Origin of the sequence: Actinomadura sp. NPDC048955, assembly GCF_040649435.1 — a bacterium.
Lineage (GTDB): Bacteria > Actinomycetota > Actinomycetes > Streptosporangiales > Streptosporangiaceae > Spirillospora > Spirillospora luteofluorescens.
The window spans coordinates 19,630-35,563 of the sequence record NZ_JBEZJI010000081.1; the positions used below are offsets into that span (position 1 = coordinate 19,630).

The following is a 15,934-nucleotide window of genomic DNA, read 5'->3' on the forward strand; positions in this document are numbered from 1 at the left end:
CCGGCTCCGATGACATTCCGCCTCCTCCGAACGGCTCTGCTACCGTCTGTTCTAACAAATGTTTGGTGGAAAGGTAGCGCATGGGAGTCTCCACCACGACCCTGGACGGGGTCGCCGAGATCGTCGTGGACGCGCCGCCGGTCAACGCCCTGACCGTCGCGGGCTGGTACGAGCTGGCCGACGCGGTGCTCGCGGCGGGCCGCGACCCCGGGGTCGGGGCCGTCGTGCTCCGCGCCGAGGGCCGGGGCTTCAACGCGGGCGTCGACATCAAGGAGATGCAGAGCACCGAGGGCCACGCCGCGCTGGTCGGCGCCAACCGCGGCTGCTTCGCGGCGTTCGCCGCCGTCTACGACTGCGAGGTCCCGGTCGTGGCCGCGGTGCACGGCTTCTGCCTGGGCGGCGGCGTCGGCCTCGCCGGCAACGCCGACATCGTGATCGCCTCGCCGGACGCCTACTTCGGGCTGCCGGAGGTGGACCGGGGCGCGCTCGGCGCCGCCACCCACCTCGCCCGGCTCGTCCCGCAGCACCTGATGCGCGCGATGGTCTACACCTGCCGCAACGTCACGGCCGAGGAGCTGCACCACCACGGTTCGGTGCTGGAGGTCGTCCCGGCCGGGGAGCTGCGCGCCAAGGCGATGGAGGTCGCCGCGGGCATCGCCGCAAAGGACAGGTACGTGATCCGGCGTGCCAAGGAGTCGCTGAACGGCATCGACCCGGTCGACGTCAGGCGCAGCTACCGCTACGAGCAGGGGTTCACGTTCGAGCTGAACCTCGTCGGCGCGGGCGACGAGCACCGCGACGCCTTCGTCGCCAAGGGGGCCCGATGAGTTCCAAGGTGATGTCCGTCGAGGAGATCGCGGGGTCGCTGGAGAGCGGCATGACGATCGGGATCGGCGGCTGGGGCTCGCGGCGCAAGCCGATGGCGCTGGTGCGGGCGATCCTGCGCTCCCCCGTCACCGACCTCACGGTCGTCTCCTACGGGGGGCCGGACGTGGGGCTGCTGTGCGCGGCGGGCAAGGTCCGCAGGCTCGTCGCCGCGTTCGTGACGATGGACTCGATCCCGCTGGAGCCGCACTTCCGGCAGGCGCGCCAGTCCGGGGCCGTCGAGCTGACCGAGTACGACGAGGGCATGTTCATGTTCGGGCTGTACGCGGCGGCGCACCGGCTGCCGTTCCTGCCCACCCCGGTCGGCCTCGGCTCCGACGTGATGAGGGTCAACCCGGAGCTGCGGACCGTCCGGTCGCCCTACGAGGACGGGCGGGAGCTCGTCGCCGTCCCCGCGCTGCGGATGGACGCGGCGCTGGTGCACATGAACCGCGCCGACGCGCGCGGCAACGCCCAGTACCTCGGCCCCGACCCGTACATGGACGACCTGTTCGCCAAGGCGGCCGACCGGACGTACGTGTCGTGCGAGCGGCTCGTCGACACCGCCGACTTCCTCAAGGAGGGGCCGGTGCAGTCGCTGCTGATCAGCCGGTCGCAGGTGGCGGGCGTCGTGGAGACGCCGAACGGCGCGCACTTCACCGACTGCCTGCCCGACTCCGGGCGGGACGAGGCGTTCCAGAAGCTGTACGCGCAGTCGGCCGCCGACCCGGACAAGTGGTCGGCGTTCAGCGAGCGGTTCCTGTCCGGCGACGAGGCCGCCTACCAGGACGCGGTCCGGGTCTGGCGGGAGGAGGCGCGATGAGCGAGGCGACGAGGGCCGAGGTGTGCGCGGCCGCGTGCGCGGACCTGTTCCGGGGCGACGGGGAGATCGTCGCGGCGGCGGTGGCCGGGTTCGTCCCGATGCTGGGATCCCGGCTGGCGCGCGCGACGTTCGCGCCCGACCTGCTGACCACCGACGGCGGGCCGTCGCTGAGCGCCGCGCCCGTCCCGCTCGGCGCGCAGGCCGGGACGGTCGAGGGCTGGCTGCCCTTCCGCGACCACCTGTGGCTCGTCCTGAACGGGCGGCGGCACGTGGTGATGGGGCCGAGCCAGATCGACGCGCACGGCAACACCAACATCTCGTGCATCGGCGACTGGAAGCAGCCCTCGCGGCAGCTCCTCGGGGTGCGCGGCGGGCCGGGCAACACGCTGCTGAACACGACGAGCTACTGGGTGCCGAAGCACTCGGCACGCGTGTTCACCGAGAAGGTCGACATGGTGAGCGGCGTCGGCTGGGACCGCGGCGCGCACGAGATCCGCGCCGTGGTGAGCAATCTGGCCGTGCTCGACTTCGACACCCCCGAAAGGCGGATGCGGCTGCGCTCGGTCCATCCCGGCGTGCGCGTCGAGGACGTGCTCGCGGCCACCGGCTTCGAGCTCGCCGTCCCGGACGAGGTGCCCGAGACGCGGCTGCCGGACGCCGGGGAACTGCGGATCATGCGCGAGGTCCTCGACCCGAAGGGCCTGCGGGAGCGCGAGGTCCCGGCATGAAGGAGCAGGTATGAGCGGAGCGGAGACCGGGCAGGTGCTCGACACCCCGCTGACCCGGCTGGCGGGCGTGCGGCACCCGGTCGTCCAGACGGGCATGGGGTGGGTGGCCGGGCCGCGCCTCGTCACGGCCGTGGCGAACGCGGGCGGGCTCGGCGTCCTGGCGTCCGCGACGATGACGCTCGACCAGCTCGCGGACGCGATCCACGAGGTCAAGGACCGCACGGACGCCCCGTTCGGCGTCAACCTGCGGGCCGACGCCGGGGACGCGGGCGACCGGATCGACCTGCTCATCAAGGAGGGCGTGAAGGTCGCCTCGTTCGCGCTCGCGCCGAAGCGGGAGCTGATCGCCAAGCTGAAGGACGCCGGGCTCGTGGTGATCCCCTCGGTCGGTGCGCGGCGGCACGCGGAGAAGGTCGCGGGCTGGGGGGCGGACGCCGTCCTGGTGCAGGGCGGCGAGGGCGGCGGGCACACCGGCCCGGTCGCCACCACGCTACTGCTCCCCCAGGTAGTGGACGCGGTCGACATCCCGGTGATCGCGGCCGGCGGCTTCTTCGACGGGCGCGGTCTCGCCGCCGCGCTCGCCTACGGCGCGGCGGGCGTCGCGATGGGCACCCGGTTCCTGCTTACCTCCGACAGCTCGGTGCCGGACGCGGTCAAGCGGGTCTATCTCGAGACGGGCGAGACCGTGGTGACGCGACAGGTGGACGGCATGCCGCACCGCGTGCTGCGCAGCGGGCTGGTCGACGCGCTGGAGGACTCCGGGCGGGTCGGCGGGCTGGTCCGGGCGCTGCGCAACGGCGCCCGTTTCAAGAAGCTGTCCGGCATGTCGTGGCGCGAGATGCTCGCCGACGGGAAGGCGATGAAGCACGGCAAGGACCTGTCGTGGTCGCAGGTCCTCATGGCCGCCAACACGCCCATGCTGCTGAAGGCCGCCATGGTGGACGGCCGGCCCGACCTCGGCGTGATGGCGTCCGGGCAGGTCGTCGGCGTGATCGACGACCTGCCGAACTGCGCCGACCTGATCGGCGCGATCGTGCGGCAGGCGGCCGACGCCATCGCCGCGCAGCAGTCGCACCTCGCGGGCCGGTAGGGCCCGGGCCTTCTAGGACGCGTCCTTCCTCAGGCCGCGCAGCACGGCCGCCAGGCCCCCGCGGAACTCCTCGCCGGGGCCGATCCGGCGGCCGTGCCGCGCGGCCACCTGGGGCTCAGCGGCTGACCGCCAGGACGAGCTTGCCGGTGGTGGCGCCCGACTCGATGCGCTTGTGCGCCTCGGCGGCCTGCTCCAGGGGCAGTTCCTCGACCTGGACCCGCAGGTCCCCGGACGCGGCGGCGGCGACCGCGCGGCGCAGGGCGCGTCCGGCCTCGGCCGGCGAGGCGCCCGCGAACGCCGCGAGGTTGAACCCCGACACCGTCTTGTTGGTGAACCACAGCTCGTTCGGCGAGACGCCCACGTCGTCGGCGCCGGACGCGTTGCCCATCACGACCATCCGGCCCATCGGGGCGAGGGCGTCCAAGCTCGCGCGGCGGGCGGGGCCGCCGACCATGTCCACGACGATGTCGAAGCCGCGCCCGCCGGTGAGGCCCGCGACCTCGCCCGCCGGCGCGTCGCGCAGGACGACGTCGTCGTAGCCGAACCCGCGCGCGGTCTCGATCTTGGCGGGGCCGCCGACCGTGCCCGCCACCCGGCCCGCGCCGAGCAGCCGGGCGGCCTGGCCGAGCTGGCTGCCCACGCCCCCGGCGGCCGCGTGCACCAGCACGGTCTCGCCCGGCTCGATGCGCGCGACCCGGTCCAGGACCAGGAACGCGGTGGCCCCGTTGGACGGGACGGCCGCCGCGACGTCCAGCCCGAGGCCGAGACCGTCGAGCGGCGCGACGAGGTCGGCGGAGGTGACCGCGACCTCGGCGTAGCCGCCGCTGTCCACGATCGTCAACGCGGCGACGGGCTGGCCCCTGCGCAGCCCCTCCACGTCGGGCCCGACCGCCCGGACGTGCCCGGACACCTCGATGCCGGGGACGAACGGCAGCGGCACGTCCACCACGCCCCGCCGGTACAGGACCTCCGCGAAGTTCGCGCCCGCGTAGGCGACGTCGATGGACACCTGGCCCGGCCCCGGCTCGGGGACGTCCGCCTCGGCCTGGCGCAGCACGTCCGCGCCGCCGAACTCGGGGATCGTGACGGCCCGCATCAGTACCGTCCCCCGACTGGTGCGGGAACGCCGTCCAGCTCGACGAGGTCGGCCTCGGTGAGGTCCAGGGCCGCGGCGCCGGCGTTGTCGCGCAGATACTTGGGCTTCTTGGTGCCGGGGATCGGGATGACGTGCTCGCCCTGAGCCAGCGTCCACGCGATGGCGACCTGCGCCGGCGTGGCTCCGTGCCGCGCGGCGACCGCCTTGACCACGTCGACGATGCGCAGGTTGGCCTTCAGCGCGTCCTCCTGGAAGCGCGGGTTGCCGCCGCGGAAGTCGGTGGCCTCGAAGTCGGCCGCGGTGACCGTCCCGGTGAGGAAGCCGCGGCCGAGGGGCGAGAACGGCACGAACGCCGCGCCGTTGGCGGCGCACCAGCCGACCACGTCGCCCGGCCCCTCCCCCGTCCCGGTGGAGTCGCCCGGCATGGTGCCCGCCATCCCCCCGGGCGCGCCCATGGCGTCGCGGGTCCACAGCGACAGCTCCGACTGGACGGCGGCGACCGGGTGGATCGCGTGCGCCTCGGCGGCCTGCGCGACGCTGACCTCCGACAGGCCCAGCCTGCGGACCTTGCCCTCGGCGACCAGCTCGGCCATCGCGCCCCACGTGTCGGCGAGGGGCACCTCCGGGTCGACCCGGTGCAGGTAGTACAGGTCGATCGCGTCCGTGCCGAGGCGGCGCAGGCTGTCCTCCGCGGACGCCTTGACGTGCTCAGGCGTTCCGTTCCGGACGAGGTCACCGGTGGCCGGCGACTCCACGACCAGGCCCGTCTTGGTGGCGACGACCGCCTCGCCCCGGCGTCCCGCCAGTGCCCGCCCGACGAGGGCCTCGTTGTGGCCGTCGCCGTAGGGCTGCGCGGTGTCCAGGAACGTCACGCCGAGGTCGAGCGCCTCCCGGATCAGGGCCACCGAGGCGTCGTCATCGCGCTCCGACTCTGTGTAGGCCCAGCTCATGCCCATGCACCCGAGCCCGACGGCCCCTACCCGCGTCCCGGCGAAGTCCCGCGTCCTCATGCCGTCTCCTTCGTTCCTCATGAGGACGATCGTGCTGGACGGGCCGGAGAGCAGACAGACTCCGCTCATCCTGGGTGCGGCACCACCACCCTGAGCGGCCCGCCGGTCAGCCCGCTGCGGCGAGGGCGCGGCGCGCCATCAGCCGTTCGAGGCGCTCCTGCGTGCCGGTGCCGGGGCGCGGGTTGTGCAGCACCAGGGCGTGGCCCGGACGGTCGGCGAGCGGCAGCAGCGTGCCCTCGAAGACCAGCTCGCCCGCGTCCGGATGCCGGATGCCCTTGACCGCCTGGCCGCCCCCGCTGACCTCGTGGCGGGGCCACAGCTCGGCGAACTCGGGGCTGACCGTCAGGAGGTCCTCGATGATCCGGTCGAACTCGGGGTCGTCGGGGTAGCGGGCGGCGTCGGCGCGGAACCGTGCCACGACGTCGGGCGCGGCGGCGGCCCAGTGGGTGTTCATCGACCGGTACCGGACGTTGGTGAAGTAGGTGACCAGGCAGTTGTGGTCGGTGTCGCCGTACCCGAACACCTCGCGGGCCGCGTCGTTGATCGCGACGAAGTTCCAGTGCCGGTCGCGGACGTAGGCGGGGCGCGGGGACCAGGCGTCCAGCACCCGCCGCAGCTCCGGCGTGATCGGGACGGCGGGGCCCGCCTCCGCCTGCGGCGGGTTCAGCCCGGCGAGCAGGTACAGGTGCTCGCGCTCGGCGCGGTCCAGCCGCAGGGTCCGGGCGATCGCGTCGAGGACGTCCCCGGACACCTTGATGTCGCGGCCCTGCTCCAGCCACGTGTACCAGGACACCCCGACCCCCGCGAGGACGGCGACCTCCTCGCGGCGCAGGCCGGGCGTCCGGCGCCGTCCCCCGTCGGGCATGCCGACGTCGGCGGGCGTGAGGCGGGCACGGCGGGTGCGCAGGAAGTCGCGCAGTTCCTCCCTGCGGCGGCCGGGAGCTGAGGCGGGAGTGCGGCTGGCCATGCCGCCACGATATCCGCCGGGCCCGGGGCCGCGGATCGGCGGTGGGGCGGCCGTCAGGCGACCGCGCCGGCGGCGCGCAGGGCCGCGATGGCGGCCTCGTCGCGTCCCAGCTCGCGCAGCACGGCGTCGGTGTGCTCGCCGAGCGCCGGGATCGGGTCCATCCGCGGCTCGGCGCCGGCGAACGTGATCGGCGGGAGCAGGGCCCGGATGTCGCCCACCGGGGAGCCCACCTCCCGCCACCGGTCCCGCTCGGCGAGCTGCGGATGGGCGATGAGGCCGTGGCCGTCGTTCAGGGAGGCGCTCGGCACGCCCGCCTCGTCGAGCCGCCGCAGCAGCTCGTCCCGTTCCATGCGGGAGGTGACACCGGCGACGAGCGCGTCCACTTTCTCCCGGTTGCGGACTCTCGCCTGATTCGTTGCGTACTCGGGATCGGTCACGAGGTCCGGCCGCTCCAGCACGCCGGTCGCCAGGGCCGCCCAGCCGCGGTCGTTCTGCACGCCGATCACCACGTCGGCGCCACCGGACGTCGGGTAGGCGTCGTAGGGGGCGATCACGGGGTGGCTCAGCCGCGTGCGCGGCGGCGGGGAGCCGGTGTAGAGCGTCGTGTACATCGCCTGGCCCATCCACTCGGCGACCGCGTCGAACATCGTGATCTCGATCGACGCGCCCTCGCCGGTGGCGCCGCGCCGCACGAGCGCGGCGAGCGTCCCGGAGAAGGCGTACATGCCGGCCGCGATGTCGGCGAGCGGCGAGCCGGCCTTCACCGGCGTCTCGGGCGTGCCGGTGACCGAGATCAGCCCGGCCTCGGCCTGGACGAGCATGTCGTAGGCGCGCTTGTCCCGGTACGGTCCGCGCGTCCCGTAGCCGGACATCTCGACCACGATCAGCCGGGGGTCGCGGGCGCGCAGTTCCTCGGCGCCGAACCCGAGCCGGGCCGCCGCGCCGGGCGCCAGGTTCTGCAGGAAGACGTCGGCGCGCGCGACCAGGTCGGCGAGGACCGCGCGGCCCTCGTCCCGCTTGAGGTCGAGCGCGACCGACTCCTTCGACCGGTTGAGCCACGCGAAGTGCGTGCCGAGCCCGCCGCGCACGCCCGTGTCGTACGCGCGGGCGAAGTCGCCGCCGTCCACGCGCTCCACCTTGACGACGCGGGCGCCCTGGTCGGCCAGCTGCCGCGTGGCGAACGGCGCCGCGACCGCCTGCTCCAGCGCGACGACGGTGATCCCCTCCAGCGGCAGCGGGGCGCCCGCCGAGGTCACCGCTCCTCCAGCAGCCTGCGGCCGATGATCATCTTCTGGATGTCGGCGGTGCCCTCTCCGATCAGGAGCATCGGGGCCTCCCGGTACAGGCGCTCGATCTCGTACTCCGTGGAGTAGGCGTAGCCGCCGTGGATGCGGAACGCGTCCTCCACGACCTCCTTGCAGTACTCGCTGGCCAGGTACTTGGCCATCCCGGCCTCCAGGTCGTTGCGCTCGCCGGAGTCCTTGCGGCGCGCCGCCATCACCATCATCTGGTGCGCGGCCTCGACCTTGGTCGCCATCTCCGCCAGGCGGAACAGAACGGCCTGGTGCTCGGCGATCGGCTTTCCGAACGTCTCGCGCCGGCGCGCGTAGTCCAGGGCCAGCTCGTAGGCGCGGCGGGCCACGCCGCAGCCGCGGGCCGCCACGTTGACGCGGCCGACCTCGACGCCGTCCATCATCTGGTAGAAGCCGCGTCCGGGCGTCCCGCCCAGGATCTGCGCGGACGGGATCCGGTAGGAGTCGAAGACCAGCTCGGTGGTGTCGACGCCCTTGTACCCCATCTTGTCGATCTTGCCGGGGACGGTGAGGCCGGGCGCGACCTCGCCGAAGCCCGGGTCCTTGTCGACCAGGAACGTGGTCATGCCGCGATGCCCGGCGGCGGGGTCGGTCTTGACCAGCGTCGCCACCAGGTTGGCCGAGCCTCCGTTGGTCAGCCACATCTTCTGGCCGTCGACGACGTAGTCGTCCCCGTCCGGGACGGCGCGGGTCCTGATGGCCGAGACGTCCGACCCGCAGCCCGGCTCCGACATCGAGAACGCGCCCCGGATCTCGCCGGCCGCCATCTTCGGCAGGTAGTGCGCCCTCTGCTCGGCGGTGCCGTGCTGGGCGATCATCCACGCGACGATGAAGTGGGTGTTGACGATGCCCGACACGCTCATCCAGCCGCGCGACAGCTCCTCCACCACCAGCGCGTAGGTCAGCAGCGACTCTCCCAGCCCGCCGTGCTCGGCGCCGATCGTCAGGCCGAAGAGCCCGAGGTCCTTCATCCCGTCCACGATCGCCTGCGGGTAGGCGTCGGCGTGCTCCAGATCGGTCGCGACCGGGATGATCTCCTTGTCGACGAACGCCCGGACGGTCGCGATGATCTCCCGTTGCTCGTCCGTCAGCCCGTGGGTCTGCTGCAGCCTGCTCACGTCCCGATCCTCCCTAGCGGCCCTCGAAGCGCGGCGGGCGGCGCTCGGCGAACGCGGCCCGGCCCTCAGCGAAGTCGGTGCTGCCGAACAGGGCGGTCTGCTCCTCCCGCTCGGCCTCCAGCAGGCGCTCCAGGCTGAGGTCGGTGCGGGCCAGGAGGCGCTTGGCGGCGGCGACCGACAGCGGGGCGAGCGCGGCGGCCTCGCCGGCGCGCTCCAGTGCGGCGTCCAGGGCCGTGCCGGACGGGACGAGGGAGTCGGCAAGTCCGATCTCGTAGGCGCGGGGTGCGTGCACGGTCTGGCCGAACACCAGCATCTGCTTGGCGCGGCCCATGCCGACGCGCTGCGGGAGCGTCCAGAGCAGCCCGCCGTCGGCGACGAGGCCGACCTTGCCGAACGCGGCGACGAACCGGGCGTCCTCGGCGGCGACCACGTGGTCGCACACGGCGGCGAGGGACACGCCGAGCCCGGCGGCGGCGCCCTCGACCGCCGCGATGAACGGCGTCCCGCAGGTCGCGATGAGCCGGACGGTCTCGTGCACCGGGTCGAGCCGCGCCCGGACGGCGTCCGGTCCGGCGCCCTCCATCGAGCGGACGTCGCCGCCCGCCGAGAACGTCCCCGCCGCGCCGGTCAGCACGACGGCGCGGACGCCGGGATCGTCCGCGGCGCGCCGCACCTCGTCCGCGAGCCGCTCGCGCATCGGGATGTCGATCGCGTTGCGGGCCTCGGGCCGGTTCAGCGTCAGCACCCGCGTGGCGCCGTGGTCGGCGGCGGTGACCACGCGCGCCGGTTCGGAGTCCCGGTCGTCCATCAGCCCTCCTGGAAATTTTTTATACGATATGCGGCCCCCGGAGCCGGGGGAAGGGGGCCCGGGCGGTCAGCCGGGTCGCTCGTTCCAGAAGCCCTGCGCCTCCAGGTGCACGACCAGCAAGGTCCCGGCGTGCCGGACGTGGGCGCGCATCGCCTGCCGTGCCGCGTCGCCGTCCCCCGCCCGCAGCGCGGCGAGGACGAGATGGTGGTCGTCGACCGACGCCTGCGTCCAGCCCTCGATGCTGGAGTAGAAGCGGCGCGGGGCGTACCGCACCACGAGTTGCAGCAGCCAGGCCGTCTTGGGGGAACCCGCGCTCAGGTTGATGATCCGGTGGAACTCGTGGTTGGCGCGCTCGATGGTCGCGGAGTCGCGGGCCTTGGACGCCTCCTCCAGGAGCGCCTGCGTCCGGTCGAGCGACTCCAGCTCCGCCCCGGTGATCCTCCCGGCGGCGCGGGCGGCCAGTTCGCCGGCGAAGTAGGCCTGCGCCTCGAACAGGTCCTGGACGTCCTGCCGGGTGAGCGGCGCCGGCATGAACCCGCGCCGCGGCTCCAGCGTGACGAAGCCCTCGCCGCGCAGCGACAGCAGGGCCTCCCGGACGGGGGTGACGCTGATCCCGAGGTCTTCGGCGATGCGCTCCAGGCGGAGGAACTCCCCGTGCCTGACCTGGCCCGACATGATGAGGTCGCGGACGTAGGCGGCCACCTCGTCGCTCAGCTGGCGGCGCCGGCCGAGGGCCTGGTCGCCGGAAATCGCCACGCTCATCGTCTCCCGTGCGCCCGGTGGTGGGGTTCACATTATGGGCGGGCGATGGCCCGCCGCCCGTTGACACCGGGTATTTTCCTATCAAATATATGAAACACAGGACGGAAGGAGGGCGGAGCCGTGTTCACGCTCAGCGACGAGGAGCGCGCCATCGTCGAGGTCGTCGCGGACTTCGTCGACAAGGAGGTCCTCCCGGTCGCCCGCGAACTGGAGCACGCGGGCACCTATCCCGCCCAGCTCATCGACCGCATGAAGCGGCTCGGCGTCTTCGGCCTCGCCGTGCCCGCGCCGTACGGCGACGCCGCCGTCTCCAAGGCCTGCTACGCGCTCGTCACCGAGGAACTGGCGCGCGGCTGGATGACGCTCGCGGGCGCGTTCGGCGGCCACACGGTCGTCTCCCACCTGCTCGCCGTGTACGGCACCGAGGAGCAGAAGGCCCGGTACCTGCCCCGGATGGCGACCGGCGAGCTGCGCGCCACAATGGCGCTCACCGAGCCGTCCGGCGGCTCGGACCTGCAGGCCATGAGCACGACCGCGCGCCGGGACGGCGACCGGTACCGCGTGGACGGCGCCAAGATGTGGATCACCAACGCGCGCACGTCCGGCCTGATCGCGCTGATGTGCAAGACCGACCCGGCCGCGTCGCCGCGGCACAGGGGGATCAGCATCCTGCTGGCCGAGAAGGGGCCCGGCCTGACCGTCTCGCGCGACCTGCCCAAGCTCGGCTACAAGGGCGTGGAGAGCTGCGAGCTGTCCTTCGACGGCTACGAGGCGCCGCTCGGCGCCGTGCTCGGCGGCGAGGAAGGGCGCGGCTTCGCCCAGATGATGCGCGGCCTCGAAGTCGGCCGCATCCAGGTGGCGGCGCGGGCCCTCGGCGTCGGGCGCGCCGCCCTGGAGGACTCCCTGCGCTACGCCCAGCAGCGCGAGGCCTTCGGCAGACCGATCTGGCAGCACCAGTCCATCGGCAACTACCTCGCCGACATGGCCACCCAGCTGCGGGCGGCCCGCCTGCTCACCCTCGACGCCGCCGAGCGCCTGGACGCGGGCGAGCGGTGCGACATGGAGGCCGGCATGGCCAAGCTGTACGCGTCCGAGGCGGCGATGCAGATCGCGCTGAACGCGGTCCGCATCCACGGCGCGGCCGGCTACTCCACCGAGTTCGACGTCGAGCGCTACTTCCGGGACGCCCCCCTCATGATCGTCGGCGAGGGGACCAACGAGATCCAGCGCAACGTGATCGTCCGGCAGCTCGTCGAGCGGCACAAGGCCTAAGGGAACCGGCCTAGGGCGCCGCGGCCGGGTCCTCTCCCGCGCGGATCCAGTCGAACGTGCGCTCCACGGCGCGCTTCCAGTTGTCGTACTCGGCGGCCCGCCGGGCGGGCTCCATCGCCGGGACCCAGCGGGCGGCGCGGTGCCAGTTGCGGCGCAGCCCCTCCAGCCCCGCCCAGTAGCCGACCGCGAGCCCGGCGGCGTAGGCGGCGCCGAGCGACACCGTCTCCACCACCATCGGCCGCGCCACCGGGACGTTCAGCACGTCGGCGACCATCTGCATGACCAGGTTGTCGGACGTCATGCCGCCGTCGGCCTTCAGCTCCTTCAGCGAGAGGCCAGAGTCGGCGTTCATCGCGTCCACGACCTCGCGAGTCTGCCAGGCCGTCGCCTCCAGCACGGCCCGTGCCAGGTGCCCCTTGGTGATGTAGGAGGTCAGGCCGACGATGATGCCCCGGGCCTCGCTGCGCCAGTGAGGGGCGAACAGCCCGGAGAACGCCGGGACGATGTAGCAGCCGCCGTTGTCGTCGACGGTCCGGGCCAGGGTCTCGATCTCCGGCGCCGTGCTGATCAGCCCGAGGCCGTCCCGGAGCCACTGCACGAGCGCCCCGGTGATGGCGATCGAGCCCTCCAGCGCGTACACGGCGGGCTCGTCACCGATCTTGTAGCCGACGGTGGTGAGCAGCCCGTTGTCCGACCGCACCGGCGTCGTGCCGGTGTTCATCAGCAGGAACGCGCCCGTCCCGTAGGTGCACTTGGTCTCGCCCGGGGAGAAGCACGCCTGCCCGAACAGCGCGGCCTGCTGGTCGCCGAGGGCGGCGCCGACGCGCACGCCGGGGAACACGCGGCGGGCCGTCCCGTAGGTCTCGGTGGACGACCGGATCTCCGGCAGCATCGCCTTCGGCACCCCGAAGAAGTCGAGCAGGCCGTCGTCCCAGGTGAGCGTGTGCAGGTCCATCAGCAGCGTGCGGCTGGCGTTGGTCACGTCGGTGACGTGGACGCCGCCGTCGACGCCGCCGCTGAGGTTCCAGATCAGCCAGCTCTCCATCGTGCCGAACAGCACCTCGCCGCGCTCGGCGCGTTCCCGCAGGCCGGGCGTGTGGTCCAGCATCCAGCGGACGCGCGGGGCCGAGAAGTAGGTGGCCAGCGGCAGCCCGCTGCGCTCGGTGACCATCACGGCGCCCGGGGCGCGGGCCAGCTCGTCCACGAGCGGACCGGTCCGCATGTCCTGCCAGACGATGGCGCGGCCGATCGGGACGCCCGTCAGCCGGTCCCACAGGACGGTCGTCTCCCGCTGGTTCGCGATCCCGACCGCGGCGACCTGGCCGGGCGTCGCGCCCGCCTGGGCGAGCGCCTCCGGGGCGATGCGCTCCAGGTTGCGCCAGATCTCCATCGGGTCGTGCTCGACCCAGCCGGGCTTCGGGAAGTGCTGCCGGTGCTCGCGCTGCGCCACCGACACCAGCCGGCCGCCGTGGTCGAACAGGATGCACCGGGTGGAGGTGGTGCCCTGGTCGATCGACATCACGTACCGTTCGGTCACGGTCGGCCCCCTCCCCCCGGACGCGCCTTCCCGCGCGGCCGCGCCGGCGTCAGGACGGGCGGCCCGGCGTCACCAGCGCGAACCGCCGAGGTCCCGGGAGACGGCGCGGGCGGCGTCGCGCACGTAGGCCACGAGCCTCGGGTCGGGGACGCGGCGGGAGTCGCAGATCCGCTCGACCGCGCCGGAGATGCCGATGGCCCCGACGACCAGGCCCCCGTGCCCGCGGATCGGGGCGGCGATCCCGGCCTCGCCGATGGACAGTTCCTCGGTCTCGGCGGCCCAGCCGTTCTCCCGGACGCGGGTGGCGGCCCGTGCGAGCTCCTTGGGGTCGGTGATGGTGCGCCGGCAGTAGGACTCCAGGACGGTGTCGCGGATGGACGCCGCCGCGTTGGCGTCGTGGGCGAGCAGCGCCTTGCCGAGCGCGGTGGCGTGCAGCGGCAGCAGCGAGCCGACGTCCATGGCCTGGAGCGTGTCGTCCGGGCGGAACACGTGGTGGACGACCAGCACCTTCCCGTCCAGCAGCGTCCCGATCCGGACGGCCTCGCCGCTGCGCGAGGCGAGCGCGTCGGCCCAGTTGATGGCGCGGGACCGCAGCTCGTTGACGTCCAGGTAGCTGGTGCCGAGGTGCAGCAGCGCGGCGCCGAGCTGGTACTTGCCCGTGCCGCCGTCCTGCTCGACGAAGCCGACGCGTTCCAGGGTGCGCAGGATGCCGTGCGCGGTGCCGCGTGCGAGGCCCAGCGAACTGGCGATCTCGCCGACCCCGAGCCGGCCCGAGCTCGCCGCCAGCAGGCGCAGGATCGCGGCCGCCCGCTCGATCGACTGCACAGGTCCGGGCATGGGGCCGATGGTAGGTCCATCGGCGACGTGCCGACAATGTCGGCGGCCGCCGCGATCATCGTCCTATGTGCCCTGAACTGCCCGGATTGTGTGATCTGGTGCACAGGGTGGAGGGTAACCGCCGCCGAGCCTGGACGAAAGTGTTCGACATTGTCGGCACCCTCCCGTTGTCAGGCGTTCCGTCCCGGCTTACGGTCCAGCCAGCCTCACGGGGCTCGCGTCCACCCCACCTGCCGAGGAGCAACCATGGCGGAACGCACCCGAATCCCCTCGCTGGCCGGTGAACTCGCCGCCGAGTTCGCCGGCACCCTGATCCTCATCCTGTTCGGCGTCGGCGTCGTCGCTCAGGTCGCCGGGGCCGAGATCGGCGACCACGACAGCATCGCCTGGGCCTGGGGCCTCGGCGTCACGCTCGGCGTGTACGTCGCGGCCCGGATCAGCGGCGCCCACCTCAACCCCGCCGTCACCATCGCGCTGGCCGCGTTCAAGGAGTTCGCCTGGCGCAAGACGGCGCCCTACATCGCCGCGCAGACCGCGGGGGCGTTCGTCGCGGCGCTGATCGTCCGCTGGAACTACAGCGAGGTGCTGGCCAAGGTCGACCCCGGCCACACCATCAAGACCCAGGGCGTGTTCTCCACCCTGCCGGGCAACGGCACGCTCCCGGTCGGCACCTGGGGCGCGTTCCGCGACCAGGTGATCGGCACCGCCATCCTGCTGTTCGTGATCAAGGCGCTCACCGACGTGCGCAACTCCCCGCCGCTCGCCAACCTCGCCCCCTTCATGATCGGCCTGCTGGTCGTCGGGATCGGCATGGCGTGGGGCACCGACGCCGGCTACGCGATCAACCCGGCCCGCGACTTCGGGCCGCGGCTCGCCTCGTTCCTCACCGGCTACGGCTCGGCATGGCGCGACCAGAACGGCGATCTCTACTTCTGGGTGCCGATCATCGGACCGCTCATCGGCGGCGTGCTCGGCGTCGGGCTCTACAAGGCGCTGATCGGACGGTTCCTGCCCCCCGCCGACGAGGACCCGCAGGGGCTGACGAAGCCCGAGCCCGAGTACGAGACGGCGTGACCCGCCCCGTCCCGCCCGCCACCACTCCAGGAGAACCCGCGCATGGCTGACTTCGTCGGGGCCCTCGACCAGGGCACGACCAGCACCCGATTCATGATCTTCGACCACGGCGGCAACGAGATCGCCCGCCACCAGCTCGAACACGAGCAGATCCTGCCCCAGGCCGGCTGGGTCGAGCACGACCCCACCGAGATCTGGGAGCGGACGCGCTCGGTCATCCAGTCCGCGCTGACCAAGGCGAACCTGTCGCACGGCGACCTGGCCGCCTTCGGGATCACCAACCAGCGCGAGACGACCGTGGTGTGGAACCGGCGCACCGGGCGCCCCTACTACAACGCGATCGTCTGGCAGGACACCCGTACCGACCGCATCGCCGCCGCCCTGGAGCGGGACGGCAAGGGCGACCTCATCCGGCGCAAGGCCGGCCTCCCTCCGGCCACGTACTTCTCCGGCGGCAAGATCCAGTGGATCCTGGAGAACGTCGACGGCGTCCGCGAGGCCGCCGAGAACGGCGACGCGGTCTTCGGCACGACCGACTCGTGGGTGCTGTGGAACCTCACCGGCGGGACGGACGGCGGCGTGCACGTCACCGACCCGACCAACGCCAGCCGCACCATGCTGATGGACCTGGAGAC

Annotated in this window: 16 protein-coding genes; 7 read left to right on the forward strand and 9 right to left on the reverse strand. The window is 73.2% G+C overall.

What is annotated here, in order from left to right:
- Positions 1-80 precede the first annotated feature (80 nt).
- Genes AB0C84_RS41445 through AB0C84_RS41460 form a run of 4 tightly spaced genes read left to right on the forward strand, consistent with a single transcriptional unit; the run spans position 81 to position 3,505 of the window.
- Positions 81-827, forward strand: coding sequence for an enoyl-CoA hydratase family protein (locus AB0C84_RS41445; protein ID WP_258945251.1), 747 nt, complete (start codon positions 81-83; stop codon positions 825-827).
- On the forward strand, positions 824-1,687 hold the full coding sequence (locus tag AB0C84_RS41450; protein ID WP_361077162.1) for a CoA-transferase: 864 nt from the start codon (positions 824-826) through the stop codon (positions 1,685-1,687). Before AB0C84_RS41445 ends, AB0C84_RS41450 begins: the two co-directional genes overlap by 4 nt.
- Entirely contained in the window at positions 1,684-2,415 is a 732-nt protein-coding gene (locus tag AB0C84_RS41455) for a CoA-transferase (protein ID WP_361077165.1), read from the forward strand. The genes AB0C84_RS41450 and AB0C84_RS41455 overlap by 4 nt, the downstream gene beginning before the upstream one ends.
- A gap of 10 nt (positions 2,416-2,425) precedes the next feature.
- Complete coding sequence (locus AB0C84_RS41460; RefSeq protein ID WP_258945254.1) at positions 2,426-3,505, forward strand: nitronate monooxygenase; 1,080 nt, start codon at positions 2,426-2,428, stop codon at positions 3,503-3,505.
- 115 nt (positions 3,506-3,620) lie between these two features.
- Here the strand turns inward: AB0C84_RS41460 and AB0C84_RS41465 are convergent, their stop codons facing one another.
- The 7 genes from AB0C84_RS41465 to AB0C84_RS41495 form a co-directional block, all read right to left on the reverse strand.
- On the reverse strand, positions 3,621-4,601 hold the full coding sequence (locus tag AB0C84_RS41465) for a zinc-binding dehydrogenase (RefSeq protein WP_361077168.1): 981 nt from the start codon (positions 4,599-4,601) through the stop codon (positions 3,621-3,623).
- Positions 4,601-5,611, reverse strand: coding sequence for an aldo/keto reductase (locus AB0C84_RS41470; protein ID WP_361077171.1), 1,011 nt, complete (start codon positions 5,609-5,611; stop codon positions 4,601-4,603). Before AB0C84_RS41470 ends, AB0C84_RS41465 begins: the two co-directional genes overlap by 1 nt.
- 106 nt (positions 5,612-5,717) lie before the next feature.
- Positions 5,718-6,578 (reverse strand): helix-turn-helix transcriptional regulator, encoded by an 861-nt coding sequence (locus AB0C84_RS41475; protein ID WP_258945257.1) that lies wholly within the window; start codon positions 6,576-6,578, stop codon positions 5,718-5,720.
- Between the two features lie 53 nt (positions 6,579-6,631).
- Positions 6,632-7,834, reverse strand: coding sequence for a CaiB/BaiF CoA-transferase family protein (locus tag AB0C84_RS41480; protein WP_361077174.1), 1,203 nt, complete (start codon positions 7,832-7,834; stop codon positions 6,632-6,634).
- A complete protein-coding gene (locus tag AB0C84_RS41485; RefSeq protein ID WP_361077177.1) occupies positions 7,831-9,009 on the reverse strand; it encodes an acyl-CoA dehydrogenase family protein in 1,179 nt (392 codons plus the stop codon). Before AB0C84_RS41485 ends, AB0C84_RS41480 begins: the two co-directional genes overlap by 4 nt.
- Before the next feature lie 13 nt (positions 9,010-9,022).
- Positions 9,023-9,817, reverse strand: a complete 795-nt coding sequence (locus AB0C84_RS41490) for an enoyl-CoA hydratase/isomerase family protein (protein WP_361077179.1) — start codon at positions 9,815-9,817, stop codon at positions 9,023-9,025.
- Between the two features lie 66 nt (positions 9,818-9,883).
- Positions 9,884-10,579, reverse strand: coding sequence for a GntR family transcriptional regulator (locus AB0C84_RS41495; RefSeq protein WP_361077182.1), 696 nt, complete (start codon positions 10,577-10,579; stop codon positions 9,884-9,886).
- 120 nt (positions 10,580-10,699) lie between these two features.
- Between AB0C84_RS41495 and AB0C84_RS41500 the strand changes: the two genes are divergently transcribed.
- The gene (locus AB0C84_RS41500) at positions 10,700-11,851 is read left to right on the forward strand and encodes an acyl-CoA dehydrogenase family protein (protein ID WP_361077185.1); all 1,152 of its coding nucleotides are present in this window, start codon (positions 10,700-10,702) and stop codon (positions 11,849-11,851) included.
- A 10-nt stretch (positions 11,852-11,861) separates the two neighbouring features.
- Here the strand turns inward: AB0C84_RS41500 and glpK are convergent, their stop codons facing one another.
- Both glpK and AB0C84_RS41510 read right to left on the reverse strand, forming a co-directional pair.
- On the reverse strand, positions 11,862-13,388 hold the full coding sequence (glpK, locus tag AB0C84_RS41505) for a glycerol kinase GlpK (RefSeq protein ID WP_361077188.1): 1,527 nt from the start codon (positions 13,386-13,388) through the stop codon (positions 11,862-11,864).
- A 69-nt stretch (positions 13,389-13,457) separates the two neighbouring features.
- Positions 13,458-14,225, reverse strand: coding sequence for an IclR family transcriptional regulator (locus AB0C84_RS41510; RefSeq protein ID WP_258945263.1), 768 nt, complete (start codon positions 14,223-14,225; stop codon positions 13,458-13,460).
- A gap of 246 nt (positions 14,226-14,471) precedes the next feature.
- On the opposite strand from AB0C84_RS41510, the gene AB0C84_RS41515 reads away from it, so the two are divergent.
- Both AB0C84_RS41515 and AB0C84_RS41520 read left to right on the forward strand, forming a co-directional pair.
- Complete coding sequence (locus AB0C84_RS41515; RefSeq protein ID WP_258945264.1) at positions 14,472-15,299, forward strand: MIP/aquaporin family protein; 828 nt, start codon at positions 14,472-14,474, stop codon at positions 15,297-15,299.
- A gap of 42 nt (positions 15,300-15,341) precedes the next feature.
- Positions 15,342-15,934: FGGY family carbohydrate kinase (locus tag AB0C84_RS41520; RefSeq protein ID WP_361077192.1), on the forward strand; the 593-nt coding region annotated here is incomplete at its 3' end.

Coding starts and splice junctions, on each gene's coding strand:
- AB0C84_RS41495 (WP_361077182.1), bottom strand. CDS start 10,579: ATGAGCGTGGCGATTTCCGGCGACCAGGCCCTCGGCCGGCGCCGCCAG.
- AB0C84_RS41460 (WP_258945254.1), top strand. CDS start 2,426: ATGAGCGGAGCGGAGACCGGGCAGGTGCTCGACACCCCGCTGACCCGG.
- AB0C84_RS41510 (WP_258945263.1), bottom strand. CDS start 14,225: ATGCCCGGACCTGTGCAGTCGATCGAGCGGGCGGCCGCGATCCTGCGC.
- AB0C84_RS41470 (WP_361077171.1), bottom strand. CDS start 5,611: ATGAGGACGCGGGACTTCGCCGGGACGCGGGTAGGGGCCGTCGGGCTC.
- AB0C84_RS41515 (WP_258945264.1), top strand. CDS start 14,472: ATGGCGGAACGCACCCGAATCCCCTCGCTGGCCGGTGAACTCGCCGCC.
- AB0C84_RS41450 (WP_361077162.1), top strand. CDS start 824: ATGAGTTCCAAGGTGATGTCCGTCGAGGAGATCGCGGGGTCGCTGGAG.
- AB0C84_RS41465 (WP_361077168.1), bottom strand. CDS start 4,601: ATGCGGGCCGTCACGATCCCCGAGTTCGGCGGCGCGGACGTGCTGCGC.
- AB0C84_RS41445 (WP_258945251.1), top strand. CDS start 81: ATGGGAGTCTCCACCACGACCCTGGACGGGGTCGCCGAGATCGTCGTG.
- AB0C84_RS41475 (WP_258945257.1), bottom strand. CDS start 6,578: ATGGCCAGCCGCACTCCCGCCTCAGCTCCCGGCCGCCGCAGGGAGGAA.
- AB0C84_RS41490 (WP_361077179.1), bottom strand. CDS start 9,817: ATGGACGACCGGGACTCCGAACCGGCGCGCGTGGTCACCGCCGCCGAC.
- AB0C84_RS41455 (WP_361077165.1), top strand. CDS start 1,684: ATGAGCGAGGCGACGAGGGCCGAGGTGTGCGCGGCCGCGTGCGCGGAC.